The organism is Cellulomonas terrae (assembly GCF_007990265.1).
GTDB lineage: Bacteria > Actinomycetota > Actinomycetes > Actinomycetales > Cellulomonadaceae > Cellulomonas > Cellulomonas terrae.
Map to the genome: position 1 here is coordinate 98,754 of NZ_BJWH01000002.1, position 17,178 is coordinate 115,931.

At 73.2% G+C, this 17,178-nt stretch carries 15 protein-coding genes; 8 read left to right on the forward strand and 7 right to left on the reverse strand.

Features of this window, described 5'->3' with window-relative positions; all coding sequences use genetic code 11:
• The first annotated feature begins 100 nt into the window (after positions 1 to 100).
• The 7 genes from CTE05_RS02665 (at position 101) to CTE05_RS02695 (ending at position 8,679) form a co-directional block, all read left to right on the forward strand.
• On the forward strand, positions 101 to 2,104 hold the full coding sequence (locus CTE05_RS02665) for an APC family permease (RefSeq protein ID WP_146844571.1): 2,004 nt from the start codon (positions 101 to 103) through the stop codon (positions 2,102 to 2,104).
• Positions 2,094 to 3,362, forward strand: a complete 1,269-nt coding sequence (locus CTE05_RS02670) for a class I SAM-dependent RNA methyltransferase (RefSeq protein ID WP_246123218.1) — start codon at positions 2,094 to 2,096, stop codon at positions 3,360 to 3,362. Before CTE05_RS02665 ends, CTE05_RS02670 begins: the two co-directional genes overlap by 11 nt.
• Positions 3,363 to 3,464: 102 nt before the next feature.
• Positions 3,465 to 3,635, forward strand: coding sequence for a translation initiation factor 2 (locus CTE05_RS02675; protein ID WP_146844572.1), 171 nt, complete (start codon positions 3,465 to 3,467; stop codon positions 3,633 to 3,635).
• 200 nt (positions 3,636 to 3,835) lie between these two features.
• The gene (acnA, locus tag CTE05_RS02680; RefSeq protein WP_146844573.1) at positions 3,836 to 6,580 is read left to right on the forward strand and encodes an aconitate hydratase AcnA; all 2,745 of its coding nucleotides are present in this window, start codon (positions 3,836 to 3,838) and stop codon (positions 6,578 to 6,580) included.
• Positions 6,581 to 6,704: 124 nt separating this feature from the next.
• Positions 6,705 to 7,391 (forward strand): hypothetical protein, encoded by a 687-nt coding sequence (locus tag CTE05_RS02685; protein ID WP_146844574.1) that lies wholly within the window; start codon positions 6,705 to 6,707, stop codon positions 7,389 to 7,391.
• The gene (locus CTE05_RS02690) at positions 7,388 to 8,029 is read left to right on the forward strand and encodes a hypothetical protein (RefSeq protein ID WP_146844575.1); all 642 of its coding nucleotides are present in this window, start codon (positions 7,388 to 7,390) and stop codon (positions 8,027 to 8,029) included. The genes CTE05_RS02685 and CTE05_RS02690 overlap by 4 nt, the downstream gene beginning before the upstream one ends.
• Positions 8,026 to 8,679 (forward strand): hypothetical protein, encoded by a 654-nt coding sequence (locus CTE05_RS02695; protein WP_146844576.1) that lies wholly within the window; start codon positions 8,026 to 8,028, stop codon positions 8,677 to 8,679. The genes CTE05_RS02690 and CTE05_RS02695 overlap by 4 nt, the downstream gene beginning before the upstream one ends.
• Here the strand turns inward: CTE05_RS02695 and CTE05_RS02700 are convergent.
• From CTE05_RS02700 to CTE05_RS02730, 7 genes are read right to left on the reverse strand one after another with little or no spacing between them, the layout of a single operon-like run.
• Positions 8,676 to 9,992 carry a hypothetical protein gene (locus CTE05_RS02700; protein WP_146844577.1) on the reverse strand — a complete coding sequence of 439 codons (1,317 nt, stop codon included), beginning with the start codon at positions 9,990 to 9,992 and terminating at the stop codon, positions 8,676 to 8,678. The two genes, CTE05_RS02695 and CTE05_RS02700, sit on opposite strands and share 4 nt — an antisense overlap.
• Positions 9,993 to 10,035: 43 nt before the next feature.
• Positions 10,036 to 10,935, reverse strand: coding sequence for an arginase family protein (locus tag CTE05_RS02705; RefSeq protein ID WP_146844578.1), 900 nt, complete (start codon positions 10,933 to 10,935; stop codon positions 10,036 to 10,038).
• A 29-nt stretch (positions 10,936 to 10,964) separates the two neighbouring features.
• The gene (locus CTE05_RS02710) at positions 10,965 to 11,381 is read right to left on the reverse strand and encodes a DUF1801 domain-containing protein (RefSeq protein ID WP_146844579.1); all 417 of its coding nucleotides are present in this window, start codon (positions 11,379 to 11,381) and stop codon (positions 10,965 to 10,967) included.
• Positions 11,382 to 11,401: 20 nt separating this feature from the next.
• Positions 11,402 to 12,271, reverse strand: coding sequence for an aminoglycoside phosphotransferase family protein (locus tag CTE05_RS02715; RefSeq protein ID WP_146844580.1), 870 nt, complete (start codon positions 12,269 to 12,271; stop codon positions 11,402 to 11,404).
• 1 nt (position 12,272) lies between these two features.
• Entirely contained in the window at positions 12,273 to 12,959 is a 687-nt protein-coding gene (locus tag CTE05_RS02720) for an NUDIX hydrolase (RefSeq protein WP_146844581.1), read from the reverse strand.
• The gene (locus CTE05_RS02725; RefSeq protein ID WP_146844582.1) at positions 12,956 to 13,648 is read right to left on the reverse strand and encodes a type 1 glutamine amidotransferase; all 693 of its coding nucleotides are present in this window, start codon (positions 13,646 to 13,648) and stop codon (positions 12,956 to 12,958) included. The genes CTE05_RS02720 and CTE05_RS02725 overlap by 4 nt, the downstream gene beginning before the upstream one ends.
• Positions 13,649 to 13,653: 5 nt before the next feature.
• On the reverse strand, positions 13,654 to 15,108 hold the full coding sequence (locus CTE05_RS02730) for a GuaB1 family IMP dehydrogenase-related protein (protein ID WP_146844583.1): 1,455 nt from the start codon (positions 15,106 to 15,108) through the stop codon (positions 13,654 to 13,656).
• 178 nt (positions 15,109 to 15,286) lie between these two features.
• Here CTE05_RS02730 and dxs point away from each other — a divergent pair, with 178 nt between their 5' ends.
• Positions 15,287 to 17,170 carry a 1-deoxy-D-xylulose-5-phosphate synthase gene (dxs, locus tag CTE05_RS02735; RefSeq protein ID WP_146844584.1) on the forward strand — a complete coding sequence of 628 codons (1,884 nt, stop codon included), beginning with the start codon at positions 15,287 to 15,289 and terminating at the stop codon, positions 17,168 to 17,170.
• The last annotated feature ends 8 nt before the right edge of the window (positions 17,171 to 17,178 follow it).

The window sequence follows — 17,178 nt, forward strand, 5'->3', positions numbered from 1 at the left end:
ATCACGAAGTGCACAGTGCGGCACGCTATACCGTCCACCTCACCCGGCGCGCCGGGTGGGGTGGTGTGGGCGACGGTTCACAGGCCTAGCATTGCGGATCGTGTCGGACCTCTCGGATGCCGCCAAACGCCTGTTGCTCGGACGCCCTGTCCGCAGCGACCGGCTCGGCCACACGCTCCTGCCGAAGCGCATCGCGCTCCCGGTGTTCGCGTCGGACGCGCTCTCGTCGGTGGCGTACGCGCCCGACGAGATCCTCCTGACGCTCTCGCTCGCCGGGATGGCGGCGCTCGTCTTCTCGCCGTGGGTCGGCCTGGCGGTCGTCGCGGTGATGGTCGTCGTCGTCGCGTCGTACCGGCAGAACGTGCACGCGTACCCGTCCGGTGGGGGTGACTACGAGGTCGCGACCACGAACCTCGGCAAGAACGCCGGCGTCACCGTGGCCAGCGCCCTGCTCGTCGACTACGTCCTCACGGTCGCCGTGTCGATCTCCTCGGGTGCCCAGTACGCCGCGTCCGCGTTCCCGGCGCTGCGCGGGCACGAGGCGACGTTCGCGGTCGGGCTGGTCGTGCTCCTGACGGTCGCGAACCTGCGTGGCGTGAAGGAGTCGGGACGGGTGTTCGCGCTCCCGGTCTACCTGTTCATGCTCGCCATCGGCTCGATCGCCGTCATCGGCTCCATCCAGCTGCTCACGGGCAACCTGACCATGGCGGAGAGCTCCGGCTACGAGCTGGCGCCGGACGCCGCGTTCGACCAGGGCCTCACGGGGCTGGCCGGGTTCTTCCTGATCCTGCGGGCGTTCGCGTCCGGGTGCGCGGCCCTGACGGGTGTCGAGGCGATCAGCAACGGCGTGCCGGCGTTCAAGAAGCCGAAGTCGAGGAACGCGGCGACGACGCTGGCCCTGCTGGGCGGCCTGTCGATCGTCATGATCATGTCGATCCTGCTGCTGTCCCGCGCGACCGGCGTGGTGTTCGCCGACGACCCCCAGACGCAGCTGCTGGAGGACGGCGTGCCGGTGGGGGAGAGCTACGTGCAGCACCCTGTGATCAGCCAGCTGTCGTCCGCGGTGTTCTCCGGCGTGCCCGTCGTCGCGGTGCTGGTGGCCATCGTCACCGGGCTGATCCTCGTGCTCGCGGCCAACACGGCGTTCAACGGGTTTCCCGTGCTCGGCTCGATCCTGGCGCGCGACGGCTACCTGCCCCGCCAGCTCCACACCCGCGGCGACCGGCTGGCCTTCTCCAACGGCATCGTCACCCTCGCGCTCGTCGCCATCGCACTCATCTGGGCGTTCGACGCCCAGGTCACCCGCCTGATCCAGCTGTACATCGTCGGCGTCTTCGTGTCGTTCACGGTCAGCCAGCTCGGCATGGTCCGGCACTGGACGCGGCACCTGCGCACGGAGCCGGACCCGGCCCGGCGGACGCGGATGAAGCGGTCGCGGATCATCAACTCCGTCGGCCTGGCGATGACGGCGACGGTGCTCGTCGTGGTGCTCATCACCAAGTTCACGCACGGCGCGTGGATCGCCATCCTGGCGATGGTCATCATCTACGTCCTCATGCAGTCCATCCACCGCCACTACGCGCTGGTGCGCGCCGAGCTGGCGCTGGGCACCGACGCAGAGGCGGCTCGTGCGCTGCCCAGCCGGGTGCACGCGATCGTGCTGGTCTCGCACCTGCACCGGCCGACGATGCGCGCGCTGGCGTACGCGCGCGCGTCGCGCCCGCAGGTGCTGGAGGCCCTCACCGTCGGGGTCGACCCGGAGGACGTCGTGGTGCTGCGGGAGCAGTGGGAGGCGATGAACATCCCGGTGCCGCTACGGGTGCTCGACTCGCCGTTCCGGGAGATCACCCGACCGGTGCTCACGTACGTGCGCTCGATCCGACGGGACAGCCCTCGGGACCTCGTGGTGGTCTACATCCCCGAGTACGTGGTCGGGCACTGGTGGGAGCAGCTGCTGCACAACCAGTCCGCGCTGCGGCTCAAGGGCCGGCTGCTGTTCACGCCGGGCGTGGTCGTGGCGTCGGTGCCGTGGCAGCTGGCGTCCTCCGAGGGGCAGACGGGGCTCGAGGAGCCGGTCCGGGGTACCGTTCCGCGTGGCTACTGACCCTGCACAGGACGTGTCCGGCGAGCTGGTCGAGCTCGAGATCGGCCCGGTGGCGCACGGCGGGCACTGCGTGGCCCGCCACGAGGGTCGCGTCATCTTCGTCCGGCACACGCTCCCCGGCGAGCGCGTCCGCGCGCGGCTGACCGACGCGGGGGAGACGGCGAAGTTCTGGCGCGCCGACGCCGTCGAGGTGCTGGAGGCGTCGCCCGACCGGGTCGAGTCCGCCTGGCCCGCGGCCGGCGCCGGCGGCGTGGGCGGGGGAGAGCTCGCGCACGTGTCGCTGCCGGCCCAGCGGGCGTGGAAGGCGGCGGTGCTGTCCGAGCAGCTGCGCCGGCTCGCCAGGCTCGACCTCGACGTGCCGGTGCAGGCGGCTCCGGGCGACGACGAGCGTGGCGGCCTGGGCTGGCGCACCCGCATCGACCTCGTCACCGACGCGGAGGGGCGTGCGGGCATGCACGGCTTCCGGTCGCACGACATCCACCTGCTGGACTCGATGCCGCTGGCCAGCGAGGCGATCGCGGCGCTCGACCTGTTCGGCCGGCGTTGGTCGGGTGGCGCGCGCGTCGAGGCGATCGCCCCCTCCAGCGGTGACACCCCGCTCGTCCTCGTCGACGGTGCACCGTTCGACATCGGCCGAGGCCGCATGGACGGCCGGCCGAACGCCCGCACGGCGGTCAAGGAGCACGTGCAGCGCGGCGAGGTCGGGTACGACTTCCGCGTCGCCGGAGCCGGCTTCTGGCAGGTCCACCGGGAGGCGCCCGACCTCCTGGTCGCGGCGGTGCTCGCCGGGCTGGGTGACGTCGACGGCGCTGCGGTCCTGGACCTGTACTCCGGTGCCGGGCTGTTCACCGCGCCGCTGTCCGACGCGGTCGGGGAGACCGGGGAGGTGATCTCCGTCGAGGGGGACGCCCGAGCCGTGAAGGACGCCCGCCGCAACCTGCACGACCGTCGCAACGTCGAGCTCCACGCCGGGGACGTCGCCCAGGTGCTCACAGGTCGGCTGGACGCCGACTCCGACGTCGTGCACGCGGACGCGGTCGTGCTCGATCCGCCGCGGACCGGCGCGGGACGCAAGGTCGTCGCCGGGATTACCGAGCTGCGCCCGGAGCGGGTGGTCTACGTGGCGTGCGACCCGGCGGCGCTGGCCCGCGACATCGCGCTCTTCGCCGACGCCGGGTACGTGCTGACGGACCTGCAGGCCTACGACCTGTTCCCGATGACGCACCACCTCGAGGCCGTCGCCGTCCTGACGCGCTGACGCCGGGCGTCGGGCGCTGACGCGGGTGCACAGGCCCGCGCCCGCGACTAGCGTGGAACGCGTCGCCGGACCGGCCACGGCCCGGCAGGGAGGAGCGGCACGGTGAGCGAGAAGGATGCGGTCAGCCGGCTGGCGGAGGCCAAGCGGCTGGTCACCCAGGAGCTGCACAAGCAGGGCACGCCCGAGTACGACCCGCGGTCGCACGAGCGTGCGATCGAGGCCGAGCGCAAGGCACAGGACGCCGTCGACGCGGAGCGGGCCGCGCGGAGCTGAGCACCGGTCCTGCGGGCCCCTGCGCACGCGGCGCGCCGATGTGGGACGCGCGTGCGCGGGGGCCCGCGAGCATGTATCTTGATGTCGAGATAAATCGTGATCCCGGCCGCCTAGGCTGAGAGGTCGCACCGCCCTGCGGTCCGGGTGACTACCCATCCCCGGCAGCACCATCGGCAGACTCGCCAGCGAAGGAGCCCCCCGTGAGCAGCGTCGACAGCTTCGGTTCGAAGGGAACACTCGAGGTCGGTGACGCCTCGTACGAGGTGTACCGGCTCTCGGCCGTCCCGGGGGTGGAGCGCCTGCCGTTCAGCCTCAAGGTGCTCGCGGAGAACCTCCTGCGCACCGAGGACGGCGCCAACATCACGGCCGACCACGTGCGCGCGCTCGCGGAGTGGGACCCGGACGCCCAGCCCGACACCGAGATCCAGTTCACGCCCGCGCGCGTGATCATGCAGGACTTCACCGGCGTGCCCTGCGTCGTCGACCTGGCCACGATGCGTGAGGCCGTCGTCGACCTCGGCGGCGACGCCAGCCGGATCAACCCGCTGGCACCCGCCGAGCTGGTCATCGACCACTCCGTGCAGATCGACGTCGCGGGCCGCGCCGACGCGTTCGAGCGCAACGTCGAGCTCGAGTACGAGCGCAACCGCGAGCGCTACCAGTTCCTGCGCTGGGGCCAGACGGCGTTCGACGACTTCAAGGTCGTCCCGCCGGGCACCGGCATCGTGCACCAGGTCAACATCGAGTACCTGGCCCGCGGCGTGATGGTCCGTGACGGCAAGGCCTACCCGGACACGTGCGTCGGCACCGACTCGCACACGACCATGGTCAACGGCCTCGGCGTGCTGGGCTGGGGCGTCGGCGGCATCGAGGCCGAGGCGGCCATGCTCGGCCAGCCCGTGTCGATGCTCATCCCGCGCGTCGTCGGCTTCAAGCTCACCGGCACCATCCCGCCGGGCGTGACCGCGACCGACATCGTGCTCACGATCACGCAGAAGCTGCGTCAGCACGGCGTCGTCGGCAAGTTCGTCGAGTTCTACGGCGAGGGCGTCGCGGCGGTGCCGCTGGCCAACCGCGCGACGATCGGCAACATGAGCCCCGAGTTCGGCTCGACCGCCGCGATCTTCCCGATCGACTCCGTGACGATCGAGTACCTGCGCCTGACCGGGCGCTCCGAGGAGCAGCTCGCGCTCGTCGAGGCGTACGCCAAGGAGCAGGGCATGTGGCTGGACCCGACCCTGGACGGCTACGTCCAGCCGGTGTTCTCGGAGTACCTGGAGCTCGACCTGTCGACGGTCGTGCCGTCGATCGCCGGCCCGAAGCGCCCCCAGGACCGCATCGAGCTGTCGCGGGCCAAGGAGCAGTTCCAGCGGGACCTGCCGACGTACGCCCCCGAGGTCACCAACGGGGTCGACGAGGCCGAGCGCGAGTCGTTCCCCGCGTCCGACTCCCCGGCGATCACGTCGTCGGCGACCCGCGTGTTCCCGACGACGGACACCGAGGGCCGGTCGTTCGACCTGTTCCACGGCGCCGTCGCCATCGCGTCCATCACGAGCTGCACCAACACGTCGAACCCGTCGGTGATGATCGCGGCGGCGCTCGTCGCGAAGAAGGCCGTCGAGAAGGGCCTCTCGGCCAAGCCGTGGGTCAAGACGTCGATGGCGCCCGGCTCGCAGGTCGTCACCAACTACTACGAGAAGGCCGGCCTGTGGCCGTACCTCGAGAAGCTGGGCTTCCACCTCGTCGGCTACGGCTGCGCGACGTGCATCGGCAACTCCGGCCCGCTCGACGAGAAGGTCTCGGAGACCGTGCAGGAGCACGACCTCGCGGTCGCCGCGGTGCTGTCCGGGAACCGGAACTTCGAGGGGCGCATCAACCCCGACATCAAGATGAACTACCTGGCCTCCCCGCCGCTGGTCATCGCGTACGCGCTGGCCGGGACCATGGACTTCGACTTCGAGTCGGACCCGCTGGGCCGCGACGAGGCCGGTCAGCCGATCTTCCTGCGGGACATCTGGCCGACGCCGGACGAGGTGCAGTCCACGATCGACGCGTCGATCGACCGCGCGATGTTCACCAAGGACTACGCGGACGTGTTCAGCGGGGACGACCGCTGGCGCGCGCTGCCGACCCCCGAGGGCGACACGTTCGAGTGGGACCCCGAGTCGACCTACGTCCGCAAGCCCCCGTACTTCGAGGGCATGCAGGCGGAGCCGGCTCCGGTGGTCGACTTCCACGGTGCGCGCGTGCTGGCCAAGCTGGGCGACTCGGTGACCACCGACCACATCAGCCCGGCCGGCTCGATCAAGGCCGACAGCCCGGCCGGGCTGTACCTCGCCGAGCACGGGGTGGGTCGTCGTGACTTCAACTCCTACGGCTCGCGCCGTGGCAACCACGAGGTCATGATCCGCGGCACGTTCGCCAACATCCGGCTGCGCAACCAGCTGGTCCCCGGTGTCGAGGGCGGGTTCACCAAGAACCTCCTGACGGGTGAGCAGTCGTCGATCTACGACGCGTCGCAGGCGTACCAGCAGGCGGGCATCCCGCTGGTCGTCCTCGGCGGCAAGGAGTACGGCTCCGGCTCGTCGCGCGACTGGGCCGCCAAGGGCACCAGCCTGCTGGGCGTGAAGGCCGTCATCACGGAGAGCTTCGAGCGGATCCACCGCTCGAACCTCATCGGGATGGGTGTGCTCCCGCTGCAGTTCCCGGAGGGGGAGTCGGCCGACTCGCTCGGCCTGGACGGCACGGAGACGTTCGACATCACGGGCGTCACCGCGCTGAACGAGGGCACCACGCCGCGCACGCTGGCGGTCACGGCCACGAAGGACGACGGCACGGTCGTCGCGTTCGACGCGGTGCTGCGCATCGACACCCCCGGCGAGGCGGACTACTACCGCAACGGCGGCATCCTGCAGTACGTGCTGCGCTCGCTCGTCAAGGCCTGACGCGGGTCAGAGCCCCGAGCCCGGTCCCCTCAGCGGGGGCCGGGCTCGCGGCGTTCTCGGGGGTCCGGCCAGCCGCGTGGGCGTCGCCGTCGCGCACGCCGTCGGCGCCCCTACACTCGCACCCGTGTCCGGACCCGCCGCCCCGCCCGACCTGCGCGCCCGTGCGCGGGCGAGCGGCAGCCTGGTCGCGCGACGCGCTCTCGACCAGCCGCTGCGGCGCATCGGGATCGGCGGCGCCCTCGTGCTCCTGGCCGCCACGGCGGCGTTCGGCGGGCTGCGCGAGCAGACGCAGGACGGTCCCGAGGTGCTCGTGGTCGACGCCCCCGTCGACGTCGCACCGTTCGAGCTGACCGTGCACCGCGTCGTGTGGACCACGGAGCTGCCGGGGCAGTACCTGTCCGACGACGGCAACCGCTGGGTGGGCGTCGTCGCCACGGTGCGCAACACGACCGACGCGGGCGTCCTCGGACACACCCTGAGGGACGCACTCACGCTCACCGACGTCGACGGCCTCGTGCAGGAGCCCAGGACGCTCGTCCCCGGTGTGGCGGCCAGCTCGATCGCGGTGCTGGCGGACGGCTCGTCCCTCAGCCCCGTCCAGCCGGGTCTGACCTACGAGGCCGCGTTCCTCTTCGAGCAGGACGGGTCCGTCGCGCCGCCCACGAGCGCGACCGTGCTCGTGCAGCGGCAGAGGTGGGGCACCGGCATCCTCGACCCGACCGTCAGCTGGCGGGAGCCGACGACGACGCTGCGGGGCGAGCTCGACGTCCGCGAGGCCCGCTCGGACGCGGATGCGGAGGGCGGGTCGTGAGCGTTCCCGATCCCACGGCACCGGTGGTTCCCGCCACGCGGGTGCGCCGGTCCCGCGGGCAGACCGTCGGCGCAGCTGCGGCCGTGCTCGCTGCCCTGGCCGTCGGCCACGTCGTCGTCAGCGCCTTCCCGGTCGACGACCGCGTGTCCGCGCCGTTCGTCCGGCCGACGGTCGTCGGGGAGACGGTCGAGCTCCGCTACGCGCGGCTGACGGCCGGCGAACCGACCGGCTCGACCGTCGTGAGCCCGGTCGCCTCGTCGCTGCTCTCCACACCCGGCGTGTTCCTCACGGTTCCCCTGACCATCGTGGCGAGCGGGCAGCCGCGCCTGATCTCCTTCGCGGAGCTGCTCGGCGGCGACGGTCGCACCTACACGGTGTTCACGAGCGGGCGTTCCTCGTTCCTGGCGGGGACCGCGCAGCCCGGTGTGCCGCGCTACGCCACCGTGAGCGTCGAGGTCCCGCCCGAGGCCCTGCCGGGCGCGCACCTGCGCATCGGGCTGAACCAGGAGGACCAGCGGGCCGACGACCTCGCCGACATCGACCTCGGTATCACGCAGGCCGACGCGGACGCGTGGGCTGCGGACGACACACCCGTGCCGGTGCCCCCGCGCTCCGACGAGCCCCCGGAGCAGCCGTGAGCACCCCGAGCGTCCCGCCGGCACCAGAGGCACCTGTCGTCGGGTGGTGGCGCCGCAACCGGTGGGCGCTGGTCACCCTGCCCGTGGCGCTCGCGCTCGCGCTCGTCGCGTCGGGTGACCGCGTCCGCACCCTGTGGTGGGAGCAGGACCTGCGTCGGCCCACGACGGTCGCTGCCGGCGGTACGGGTGACTTCCACCAGCGGGTGTACGACGGGCTGGGCGGCACCCTGCCGATCGACGTGCAGGTGCACCTCGACGGCGTCGACGACGCGACGACCCTGCCCGACCAGATGGAGCTGCCGGACGGCACCCGTGCGGTGCAGGTGGACCTGACCCTGAGCGCCAACCCGGACAGCGTGCTCTCCGGGTGCGTGCTCGCGGTGCGCGACGCGACCGGCACGCGGTACGACTACGTGTCGAACGCATGGGGTGCGTTCCAGGCCGTGATCCCGTGCGTCCCCGAGGACACCCCCGGTCCGCGGGCATCGTTGGGTGACCTGGACGAGAAGCTCAGCGACCCGGAGACGGCGCCCCGGCCGGCCACGTGGTCCGTCTCGCGGGTGGTCGTCGTCCCCGAGGAGACCGAGGTCACCGAGGTGGTGCTGTGGTGGCAGAAGCCGCAGTACCTGCTGCTCGAGGTGCCGGGCTAGACCTCGGTCGCCACCGGCTCCGGTGCCGCAGCGGCCGCCTGGCCCGCGAGGATGCGGTCCACACCGGCCGCGAGCAGCGCCATCGTCACCGTCAGGCCGACGGCGGTCGCGACGGAGGCCACCATGGGGAAGAACGCGTGCCACGTGAAGAGGTCCTGCGGACCGACGATCGCGCGGCCGAGCAGGAGGATCCCTTCCTCGATGCGCGTGGCGGCGAGGAACGCGAGCGCGAACACGAGCATGGGTCCGAGCCCGGCGACCGCGAGGCGGCGCAGCCCGTCGGTGAGGGCGGTGAAGCGGCTCCGCACGTCGCCGACGACGGGTGCGGCGGCCTCGGTCGTCCAACGACGCACCGGAGCCGGCAGCCGCTGCCACGCGGCCAGGCGGACGCGCGGCTGCAACGGCGGCGGTGCCGCCAGCTTGTGCCCGTAGACGACCGCACCCACGGTGAGCCACGCGAGCGGGATGACGACGAGGTCGTCGAGGTTGCCCAGCACCCCGGCGACCACGTCGACGACGGCGTCGACCGGCGCGGCGACCGGGCCCAGCGCGTCGAGCAGCGTGAGCCACCAGTCGAGCACGATCGACACGGCCCGCCTGCTCTCGACCCATGCCCAGAGCTCGTCGATCAGCTCCGTCGCGAACGCCGCCACGGCCAGCAGCCAGAACGCCTCGACGTACGCACCCGCGAAGCCGAGCACCCGGCGGTGGCTCCGCCCCTCCCACCGGCCGAGCAGCCAGCGGAGCACGACCGCCACCACGACCAGGGCGACCAGGCCCCAGCCGGTGGCGAGCTCCGAGAACCCACCGTCGGGACCGTCCCCGGTCAAGGAGAACCCGTTCTCCCGGAACTCCCGGAACGCCGCCGTGTTGAGGAACCGCGACCGGTCCTCGTCCAACAGCCCGTACGAGGCGTACAGCGCGAGGAACGGTACGAACACCGAGGCGAGCACGTCGATCAGGCCGCGCTCGTGCCCGGACGCGGCGTCCGCGGGACCGGCCGTGCGCCCGATGGCGGCCAGCGCAGGCAGGTCACGCCGCAGCACGTGCAGCATGGCGACGATGCCGGCGACCATGCTCAACGGAGCGAGCACGAGCACCGCCCAGCCGAGCGTGTTGTTCACGGTCGAGGCGTTGACGGCTGCCCACCCGGCGGCGTGCCGCCCGGCCACGGCGAGCAGCGCGATCACCAGCAGCAACGGCCACGAGCGGGCCCAGAGCCGTGCGCCGCGCGCCACGACGGCACCGAGGTCGCGCAGCCAGGGGCGCAGGCCGGAGGCCGGTGCGGGGGCGGTGGTCGGTGCGTCGGTCACGGCGGACATCATCCCCCGCGGGACTGCTGGTGGGGCGGCGATCTCAGGAGGTGGTGAGCGCAGCCTCCAGCAGGCCGACGAGGGTGCGCGTCGACGTCCCGTGCTCGTCGTCGCGGTCGGGGTTCGCCTCGGCGACGACGAGGCCGGACCAGCCGGGGGCGGCCGCGAGCGTGGCGAGCAGGTCGGTCAGCACCGGCGGGGTCAGGCCGCTCCGGTACTGGGGGATGTCGGCGAGCGCCAGCGTGAACATGTCGAGGACGTCGACGTCGAGGTGCACGAGGAAGCCGTCGGCGGCAGCGCCGACGGCGGTCACGGCCCGGTGCGCGGCGGCGGCCGGGTCCGCCAGCACCGTCGACGCGGGGATCCGGACGGACGGGACGAGGCCGTGCACGTCCTCCTCGGCGTCGGCGAAGCCCACGAAGCACAACCGGGCGGCGGTCAGGAGCGGGCGACGAGGTCCGAGCCCGGCGAGGACGTCGTGGGTGCCCGGCAGGTCCAGCAGGTGGGCCACGCCCATCGAGTCCGCGATGGGCTCCTCCGGGTGGTCCGCGGGCAGCTGCAGGTCCTGACCGCCGTCGACGTAGACGAGCCCCAGGTCGCGCCCGGCGTCCGCGCACGCGGCGAGGACCGCGAGGGTCACCGTGCACTCGCCGCCGAGGACGACCGGGACGTGCCCTGCCGACAGCACCGGAGCCAGCGCAGACCGGGCCTCCTGGAGGACGGCGGCGACCCGGTGCACGTCGTGCGGCGTGGTGTGCTCGGGCGGGTCGGGGCGCCAGCGGGCGAGTGTCGTGTCGCCGTGGTCGACCACGCGACGGCGGGTGCGTTCGAGTGCGGGCACCAGTCCGGCGGCACGCAGCGCGGCGGGGGAGCGTTCCAGGCCGGGGGCGTGCGCGGCGGCGCTGGACGGCACCCCGAGGACGCCGAGGGTTCGGGTCGGCATCCCGCCACGCTAGGAGGTCGGTCCGACACTCACCGGGACGTCACGGCCGCGTACGAGCGGCGGACCGCCTCCTCGAGGACGCCGAGGTCGATCGCGTCGAGGTCCTTGATGTAGAGGCAGCTCGCTCCGGTCGTGTGCGGGCCGAGCCCCGCGAGCAGGTCGGCGTGCGACTCGGTGCCGTCGGCGAGGTACACCGTCGTGGCGGCCTTGCGCGGTGAGAAGCCCGCGGCGATCGCGTCGCCCTGCCTGCCCGACGCGTACTCGTAGTGGTAGCTGCCGAAGCCGACGATGGACGGCCCCCACATCTGCGGCTGCTCACCGGTGACGCGGGTCATCAGCTCGACGAGGCGGCGGGCGTCGCGGCGACGCACCGGGTGCTCCACGGCCGCGAGGAACGCGTCGACGTCGGCGTCGGTCGGGGTGGTCTTGTTGGGCTCGTTCGCCATGGCGCCAGTATCCCGCGAGATCAGTCGGCGAGCGCCTGCGCGATCCCGTGGCGCCCGATCTCCGCGAGGGTGGGGTGGTCCACGGGGTGCATCTGCAGGACCACCGCCATGTGCAGCGCCCACGCCTGCGCACGCCGCCACGTCGCGTCGTCGGTGGCCAGCCGCTCCCGGAACGCCGCGCGTCCGTCGGCGTCGAACGTCAGCCACGCGGTCGACAGGTCGGAGGCCGGGTCGCCGGACGTCACGTCGCCGAAGTCGATGACCGCGCGCAGCACACCGTCGTGCACCAGCAGGTTGGCCGGGTGGGGGTCGCCGTGCAGCCACACGGCCGGACCGTCCCACGCCGGGGCGGCGGCCAGGTCGCGCCAGCGCTCGAGGACGCGGTCGGCCTCCGGCAGCCCGAGCCGGTCCAGCCGTTCGCGCAGCGGCTGCTCGCGCGGCGCGACGGGGACGCCGCGGTACGGGTTCACCGGCGCGTCGTCCGGGGCCGGGCGGTGCAGCGCGGCGAACACGTCGGCCAGCGCCGGCGCCCACGCCGAGCGGCCGGCGACCGGCGTGTGGTGCGCGGCGACCGCGTCGAACCAGGGGACGACGCTCCACGCCCACGGGTAGGTGGACGACGGCACGCCCACCCGGACGGGGGTCGGGACGTCGACCGGGAGCAGCGGCGCGAGCACGGGGAGCCAGCGCTGCTCGTGCACGACGAGAGGAGCAGAGACCGCCCGGACGGGGAACCGCGCGGCCAGGTGCTCCCCGACGCGCCACAGCGCGTTGTCCCACCCGGTGCCCGCCCAGGTCAGTGGCAGGTCGGCCAGGTCGGGGTGCTGCTCGCGCAGCAGGGTGCGCGCGAGATCGGCCGTGACCTCGATCTCCGGGACGGGATGCACCACGTCAGCGGGCCAGCACCGTGCGGTGCACGTCGTAGGGCACGGCCCAGCCGAGGGCGTCGAACATCCTCGCCAGGACGATGCCGGTGAACCCCCAGACCAGCACACCGTCGACGGTGAACGCAGGCGTGCGTACTGTCCGGCCCCAGCGGGTGTGCTCGACGCTCGCCCGGTTGGCCGGCTCCAGCAGGTCCGCCACCGGGATGCGGAACACGTCCACCGTCTCGGCGTGGTCGACGGCCGCGACCTGCGAGGGACGCGTCCACCACGCCGGGACGGGCGTGACCAGGTGGTTGCTGACCGGCACGGGCATGGGCGGCAGGGTACCGAGCACCTCGACGCCCGACGCGTCGAGACCGACCTCCTCGACGGCCTCCCGGAGCGCGGCCTCGCGCGGTCCGGCGTCCGCGGGCTCGAGCCGACCCCCCGGGAAGGCGATCTGCCCGGCGTGGTGCCCGAGGGTCCGGGACCGCCGCTGGAGCAGGACGTCGAGGTCACGGGCGACCACCGGGTCGTCGGTCCGCGACGGGGTCGCGTCGAGCTCTCCGAACAGGACCAGCACCGCGGCCGGCCGGGCGGTGGACGGGTCCTCCAGCACCCGCGCGGGGTCGACGCGCCAGTCGAGGCCGCGTGCGCACAGGTCGAGCAGCTCGGCGCGCGCCCCACGCACCGCCGGGGTCGGGTCCGTCATCCGCGGGCCCGCGCGAGCTCCCCGAAGGCGGCGAACATCTTCGTCGCGGCAGGCACGAGCCCGGGCAGGTGCTCGGCGCCGGCGGCGCGGATCTCGTCGATCTCCTCGGGGGAGAGGTCCCCGACCATGTCCGGTGTCGAGAGCCACAGGTCGAGCATCCCGGCGTCGAGCTCGGGGTGGAACTGCACCCCCAGGGCGCTGCCTGCGCGGAACGCCTGCACGGGGGTGGCGGGCGTCGAGGCCAGCAGCGTGGCGCCGGCCGGGAGCTCGACGGTGTCGGAGTGCCAGTGCAGCACCGTCGGCCGCTCGCCCAGCGCCCCGAGCATCAGGTCCTCCGCGACGACGTCGACCGGCGCGAACCCGATCTCCGTGGCGGCGCGCAGGTGCAGCGGGGAACCGAGTGCCATGGCCAGGAGCTGCATGCCGAGGCACACGCCGAGCACCGGCACGTCGGCGTCGACCGCCGCGGCGAGCAGCGCGCGCTCGGCGGCCAGCCCGGGATGACCGGCCACGTCGTCGGCGTCCATCGGACCACCCATGACGACCACACCCGACACCTCGTCGAGGTCCGGGAGCCGGGCGTCGTCCAGGTCGAGGACCGTGCGGACGCGCACGGGTGCGTCGATGCCGCGCGCGATCAGCCCGGGGCCCTCGTGCGGGGCGTGCATGACCACCAGGACGGGACGCATGCCGCTCACCAGCCGTCGGGCAGCGGACGCCCCTCCTCGTAGCCCGCGGCCGACTGGATGCCGACCACGGCGCGCTCGTGGAGCTCGTCGAGGGAGGTGGCGCCGACGTAGGTCGCCGCCGAGCGCACGCCCGCGGTGATGTGGTCGATGAGGTCCTCGACACCAGGGCGCCGGGGGTCCAGGTACATCCGGGAGGACGAGATGCCCTCCTCGTAGAGCGCCTTGCGCGCCCGGTCGAACGCCGAGCCGCCCCGGGTACGGGCGGCGACGGCCCGCGCGGACGCCATGCCGAAGCTCTCCTTGTACAGGCGGCCGGTGCCGTCCTCGTGCAGGTCGCCCGGCGACTCGTGCGTGCCGGCGAACCAGGACCCGACCATGACCTGCGACGCACCGGCCGCGAGCGCGAGGGCGACGTCGCGCGGGTGCCGGACGCCCCCGTCGGCCCAGACGTGCTTGCCCAGACGGCGTGCCTCGGCGGCGCACTCCAGCACGGCGGAGAACTGCGGCCGGCCGACGGCGGTCATCATCCGGGTGGTGCACATGGCGCCGGGGCCGACGCCGACCTTGACGATGTCCGCGCCCGCGGCGATCAGGTCCCGGGTGCCCTCGGCGGTGACCACGTTGCCCGCGACGACGGGCACGTCCGGGTCGAGCGAGCGCACCGCCCCGAGCGCGTCGAGCATCTTGCGCTGGTGCCCGTGGGCCGTGTCGACGACGAGCACGTCCACCCCGGCCTCCAGCAGCTCGAGCGCCTTCTGCTTGACGTCACCGTTGATCCCGACGGCCGCGGCGACGCGCAGGCGCCCCTGGGCGTCGACGGCGGGCTGGTAGATCGACGAGCGCAGCGCGCCCACCTGCGTGAGCACGCCCACCAGCTCCCCGTCGCGGACCACGGGGGAGAACTTGCGCCGGGAGCCGTGCAGCTTCTCGAATGCTGCCTCCAGCCCGCGCAGGCCACCCTGCTCGACGATCGCGAGGTCCACGGTCGTCGGGTGGGCGCTCATGACGGCCTCGACCTGCGTGAAGCGGTCGACGCCCTGGCAGTCCGCCTCGGTGACGACGCCGACGGGCCGGCCGCCGTCCACGACGACCGCGGCGCCGTGCGCGCGCTTGCCGATGAGGGTCAGCGCGGTGTGCACCGTGTCGTGCGGGCTGACGACCACCGCGGACTCGACGACGGTGTGCCGCGCCTTGACCGAGGAGACGACCTCGGCGACGACGTCCGTCGGGACGTCCTGCGGCAGGACGGTGATGCCGCCACGGCGGGCGACCGTCTCGGCCATGCGGCGGCCGGCGACGGCCGTCATGTTGGCGACGACGACGGGGACGGTGGTGCCGGTGCCGTCGACCGCGGTGAGGTCGACGTCGAAGCGGGAGGTGACCTCGGAACGCGACGGGACGAGGAAGACGTCGCCGTACGTGAGGTCGGAGGTGGCCGCGTGGCCGGGCAGGAAGCGCATGGGTTTCCCCCTTTCCTGTCCATGGTAGTCGGTCCGGGAGCCGTCTTCACGGGGCCTCCACACGGCGCTGACCTGCGTCAGCGCGTGGGCACGGTCGGCTCGGCCTACAGTGTGGGCAAGCTTTCGGCGTCCGCACGGTGCGGCATCGTCGCCGTACACCGGAGGAGGAGGCACCACCATGGGTCAGCTGACGCGCATCAACTCCCCGCAGGACGTGCGCCGGCTCACCTCGCAGCAGGCCGACGACCTCGCCGCCGAGATCCGCACGTTCCTGGTCGAGCAGGTCTCCCGGACGGGTGGGCACCTCGGGCCGAACCTCGGGGTCGTCGAGCTGACCATCGCGATGCACCGGGTCTTCGAGTCGCCGCTCGACACCATGGTGTTCGACACCGGCCACCAGGCCTACGTGCACAAGCTGCTCACCGGCCGTCGCGACTTCTCGCAGCTGCGCAGCAAGGGCGGGCTGTCCGGGTACCCCAGCCGGACGGAGTCCGAGCACGACGTCGTCGAGAACTCGCACGCCTCCACCGCGCTCAGCTGGGCAGACGGCATCGCCAAGGCCAACGAGCTGCAGGGCCGGGGCGACCGGCACGTGGTCGCGGTGATCGGCGACGGGGCGCTCACGGGCGGGATGGCCTGGGAGGCGCTCAACAACATCGCCGCCGGGCAGGACCGTCGTCTGGTGGTCGTGGTCAACGACAACGGCCGCTCCTACGCGCCGACGATCGGGGGCCTGGCGCACCATCTGGACACGCTGCGCACCACGCGCGGCTACGAGAACGTCCTGTCCTGGGGGAAGCGCACGCTGCGCCGGTCCGGGGCGCCCGGCCGTGCGACGTACGACGCCCTGCACGGCATGAAGCGCGGGCTCAAGGACGTCCTGGTGCCGCAGGGCATGTTCGAGGACCTGGGCATCAAGTACGTCGGTCCGGTCGACGGGCACGACGTCCGCGCGGTCGAGAAGGCCCTGCGCAACGCCAAGTCGTTCGGCGGGCCCGTCATCGTGCACGTCATCACCGAGAAGGGCCGCGGGTACGTCCCGGCCGAGCAGGACGTCGCGGACCGGTTCCACGCGGTCGGCAAGATCCACCCCGAGACCGGGCTGCCCGTCGCGCCGTCGCGGTTCGAGTGGACCAGCGTGTTCGCCGACGAGCTCGTGCGCATCGGCCGCCGGCGCCCGGACGTCGTCGCCATCACCGCGGCGATGCTCCAGCCCGTCGGGCTCGCGCCGTTCGCGGCGGAGTTCCCGACGCGGGTCTTCGACGTCGGCATCGCCGAGCAGCACGCGGCGACGTCGGCGGCCGGGATGGCCTTCGGCGGGCTGCACCCCGTCGTGGCGGTGTACGCCACGTTCCTCAACCGGGCCTTCGACCAGGTCCTCATGGACGTCGCGCTGCACAAGGCCGGCGTCACCTTCGTCCTCGACCGGGCGGGGCTCACGGGCTCCGACGGTGCGAGCCACAACGGCATGTGGGACATGGCGATGCTCGGGGTCGTCCCCGGTCTGCGGCTGGCGGCTCCGCGCGACGAGGAGACGCTGCGCGACGCGCTGCGCACCGCGGTCGACGTCGACGACGCTCCCACGGTCGTCCGCTACCCGAAGGGCGCGCTCGTCGACCCGGTCCCCGCCATCGACCACCTCGACGGGGTGGACGTCCTCGCCCGGCACGACGGCCCGGCCGACGCGCAGCACGTGCTCGTCGTCGGCTACGGCGCGATGGCGCCGACCGCGCTCGAGACCGCGGAGCTGCTCGCCGCGCACGGTCTGCGCGTCACGGTCGTCGACCCGCGGTGGGTCATGCCCGTGTCCGCGGCGCTCACCAAGCTGGTGGGGGACCACGACCACGTGGTCACCATCGAGGACGGCGTCGTCGACGGGGGCCTCGGGTCGCTCGTGGCGCAGCGGGCCCGCGAGGCGGGCATCGGGACGCCCGTGCAGGCCGTCGGCATCCCGCGGGCGTTCCTCGACCACGCCACGCGCGAGCAGCTCGTGGTCGAGCTCCGGCTCGCGCCCGGCGACATCGCCCGGGACACGCTCGCCGCCCTGGGCCGGCCCGCCTGAGGGGCGGC

Bases quoted from the DNA above. Each gene is read 5' to 3' on its own strand.
- CTE05_RS02710 (WP_146844579.1), bottom strand. From the start codon at position 11,381: ATGGCGAACGAGCCCAACAAGACCACCCCGACCGACGCCGACGTCGAC.
- CTE05_RS02720 (WP_146844581.1), bottom strand. From the start codon at position 12,959: ATGACGGACCCGACCCCGGCGGTGCGTGGGGCGCGCGCCGAGCTGCTC.
- dxs (WP_146844584.1), top strand. From the start codon at position 15,287: ATGGGTCAGCTGACGCGCATCAACTCCCCGCAGGACGTGCGCCGGCTC.
- CTE05_RS02725 (WP_146844582.1), bottom strand. From the start codon at position 13,648: ATGCGTCCCGTCCTGGTGGTCATGCACGCCCCGCACGAGGGCCCCGGG.
- CTE05_RS02730 (WP_146844583.1), bottom strand. From the start codon at position 15,108: ATGCGCTTCCTGCCCGGCCACGCGGCCACCTCCGACCTCACGTACGGC.
- CTE05_RS02705 (WP_146844578.1), bottom strand. From the start codon at position 10,935: ATGCCGACCCGAACCCTCGGCGTCCTCGGGGTGCCGTCCAGCGCCGCC.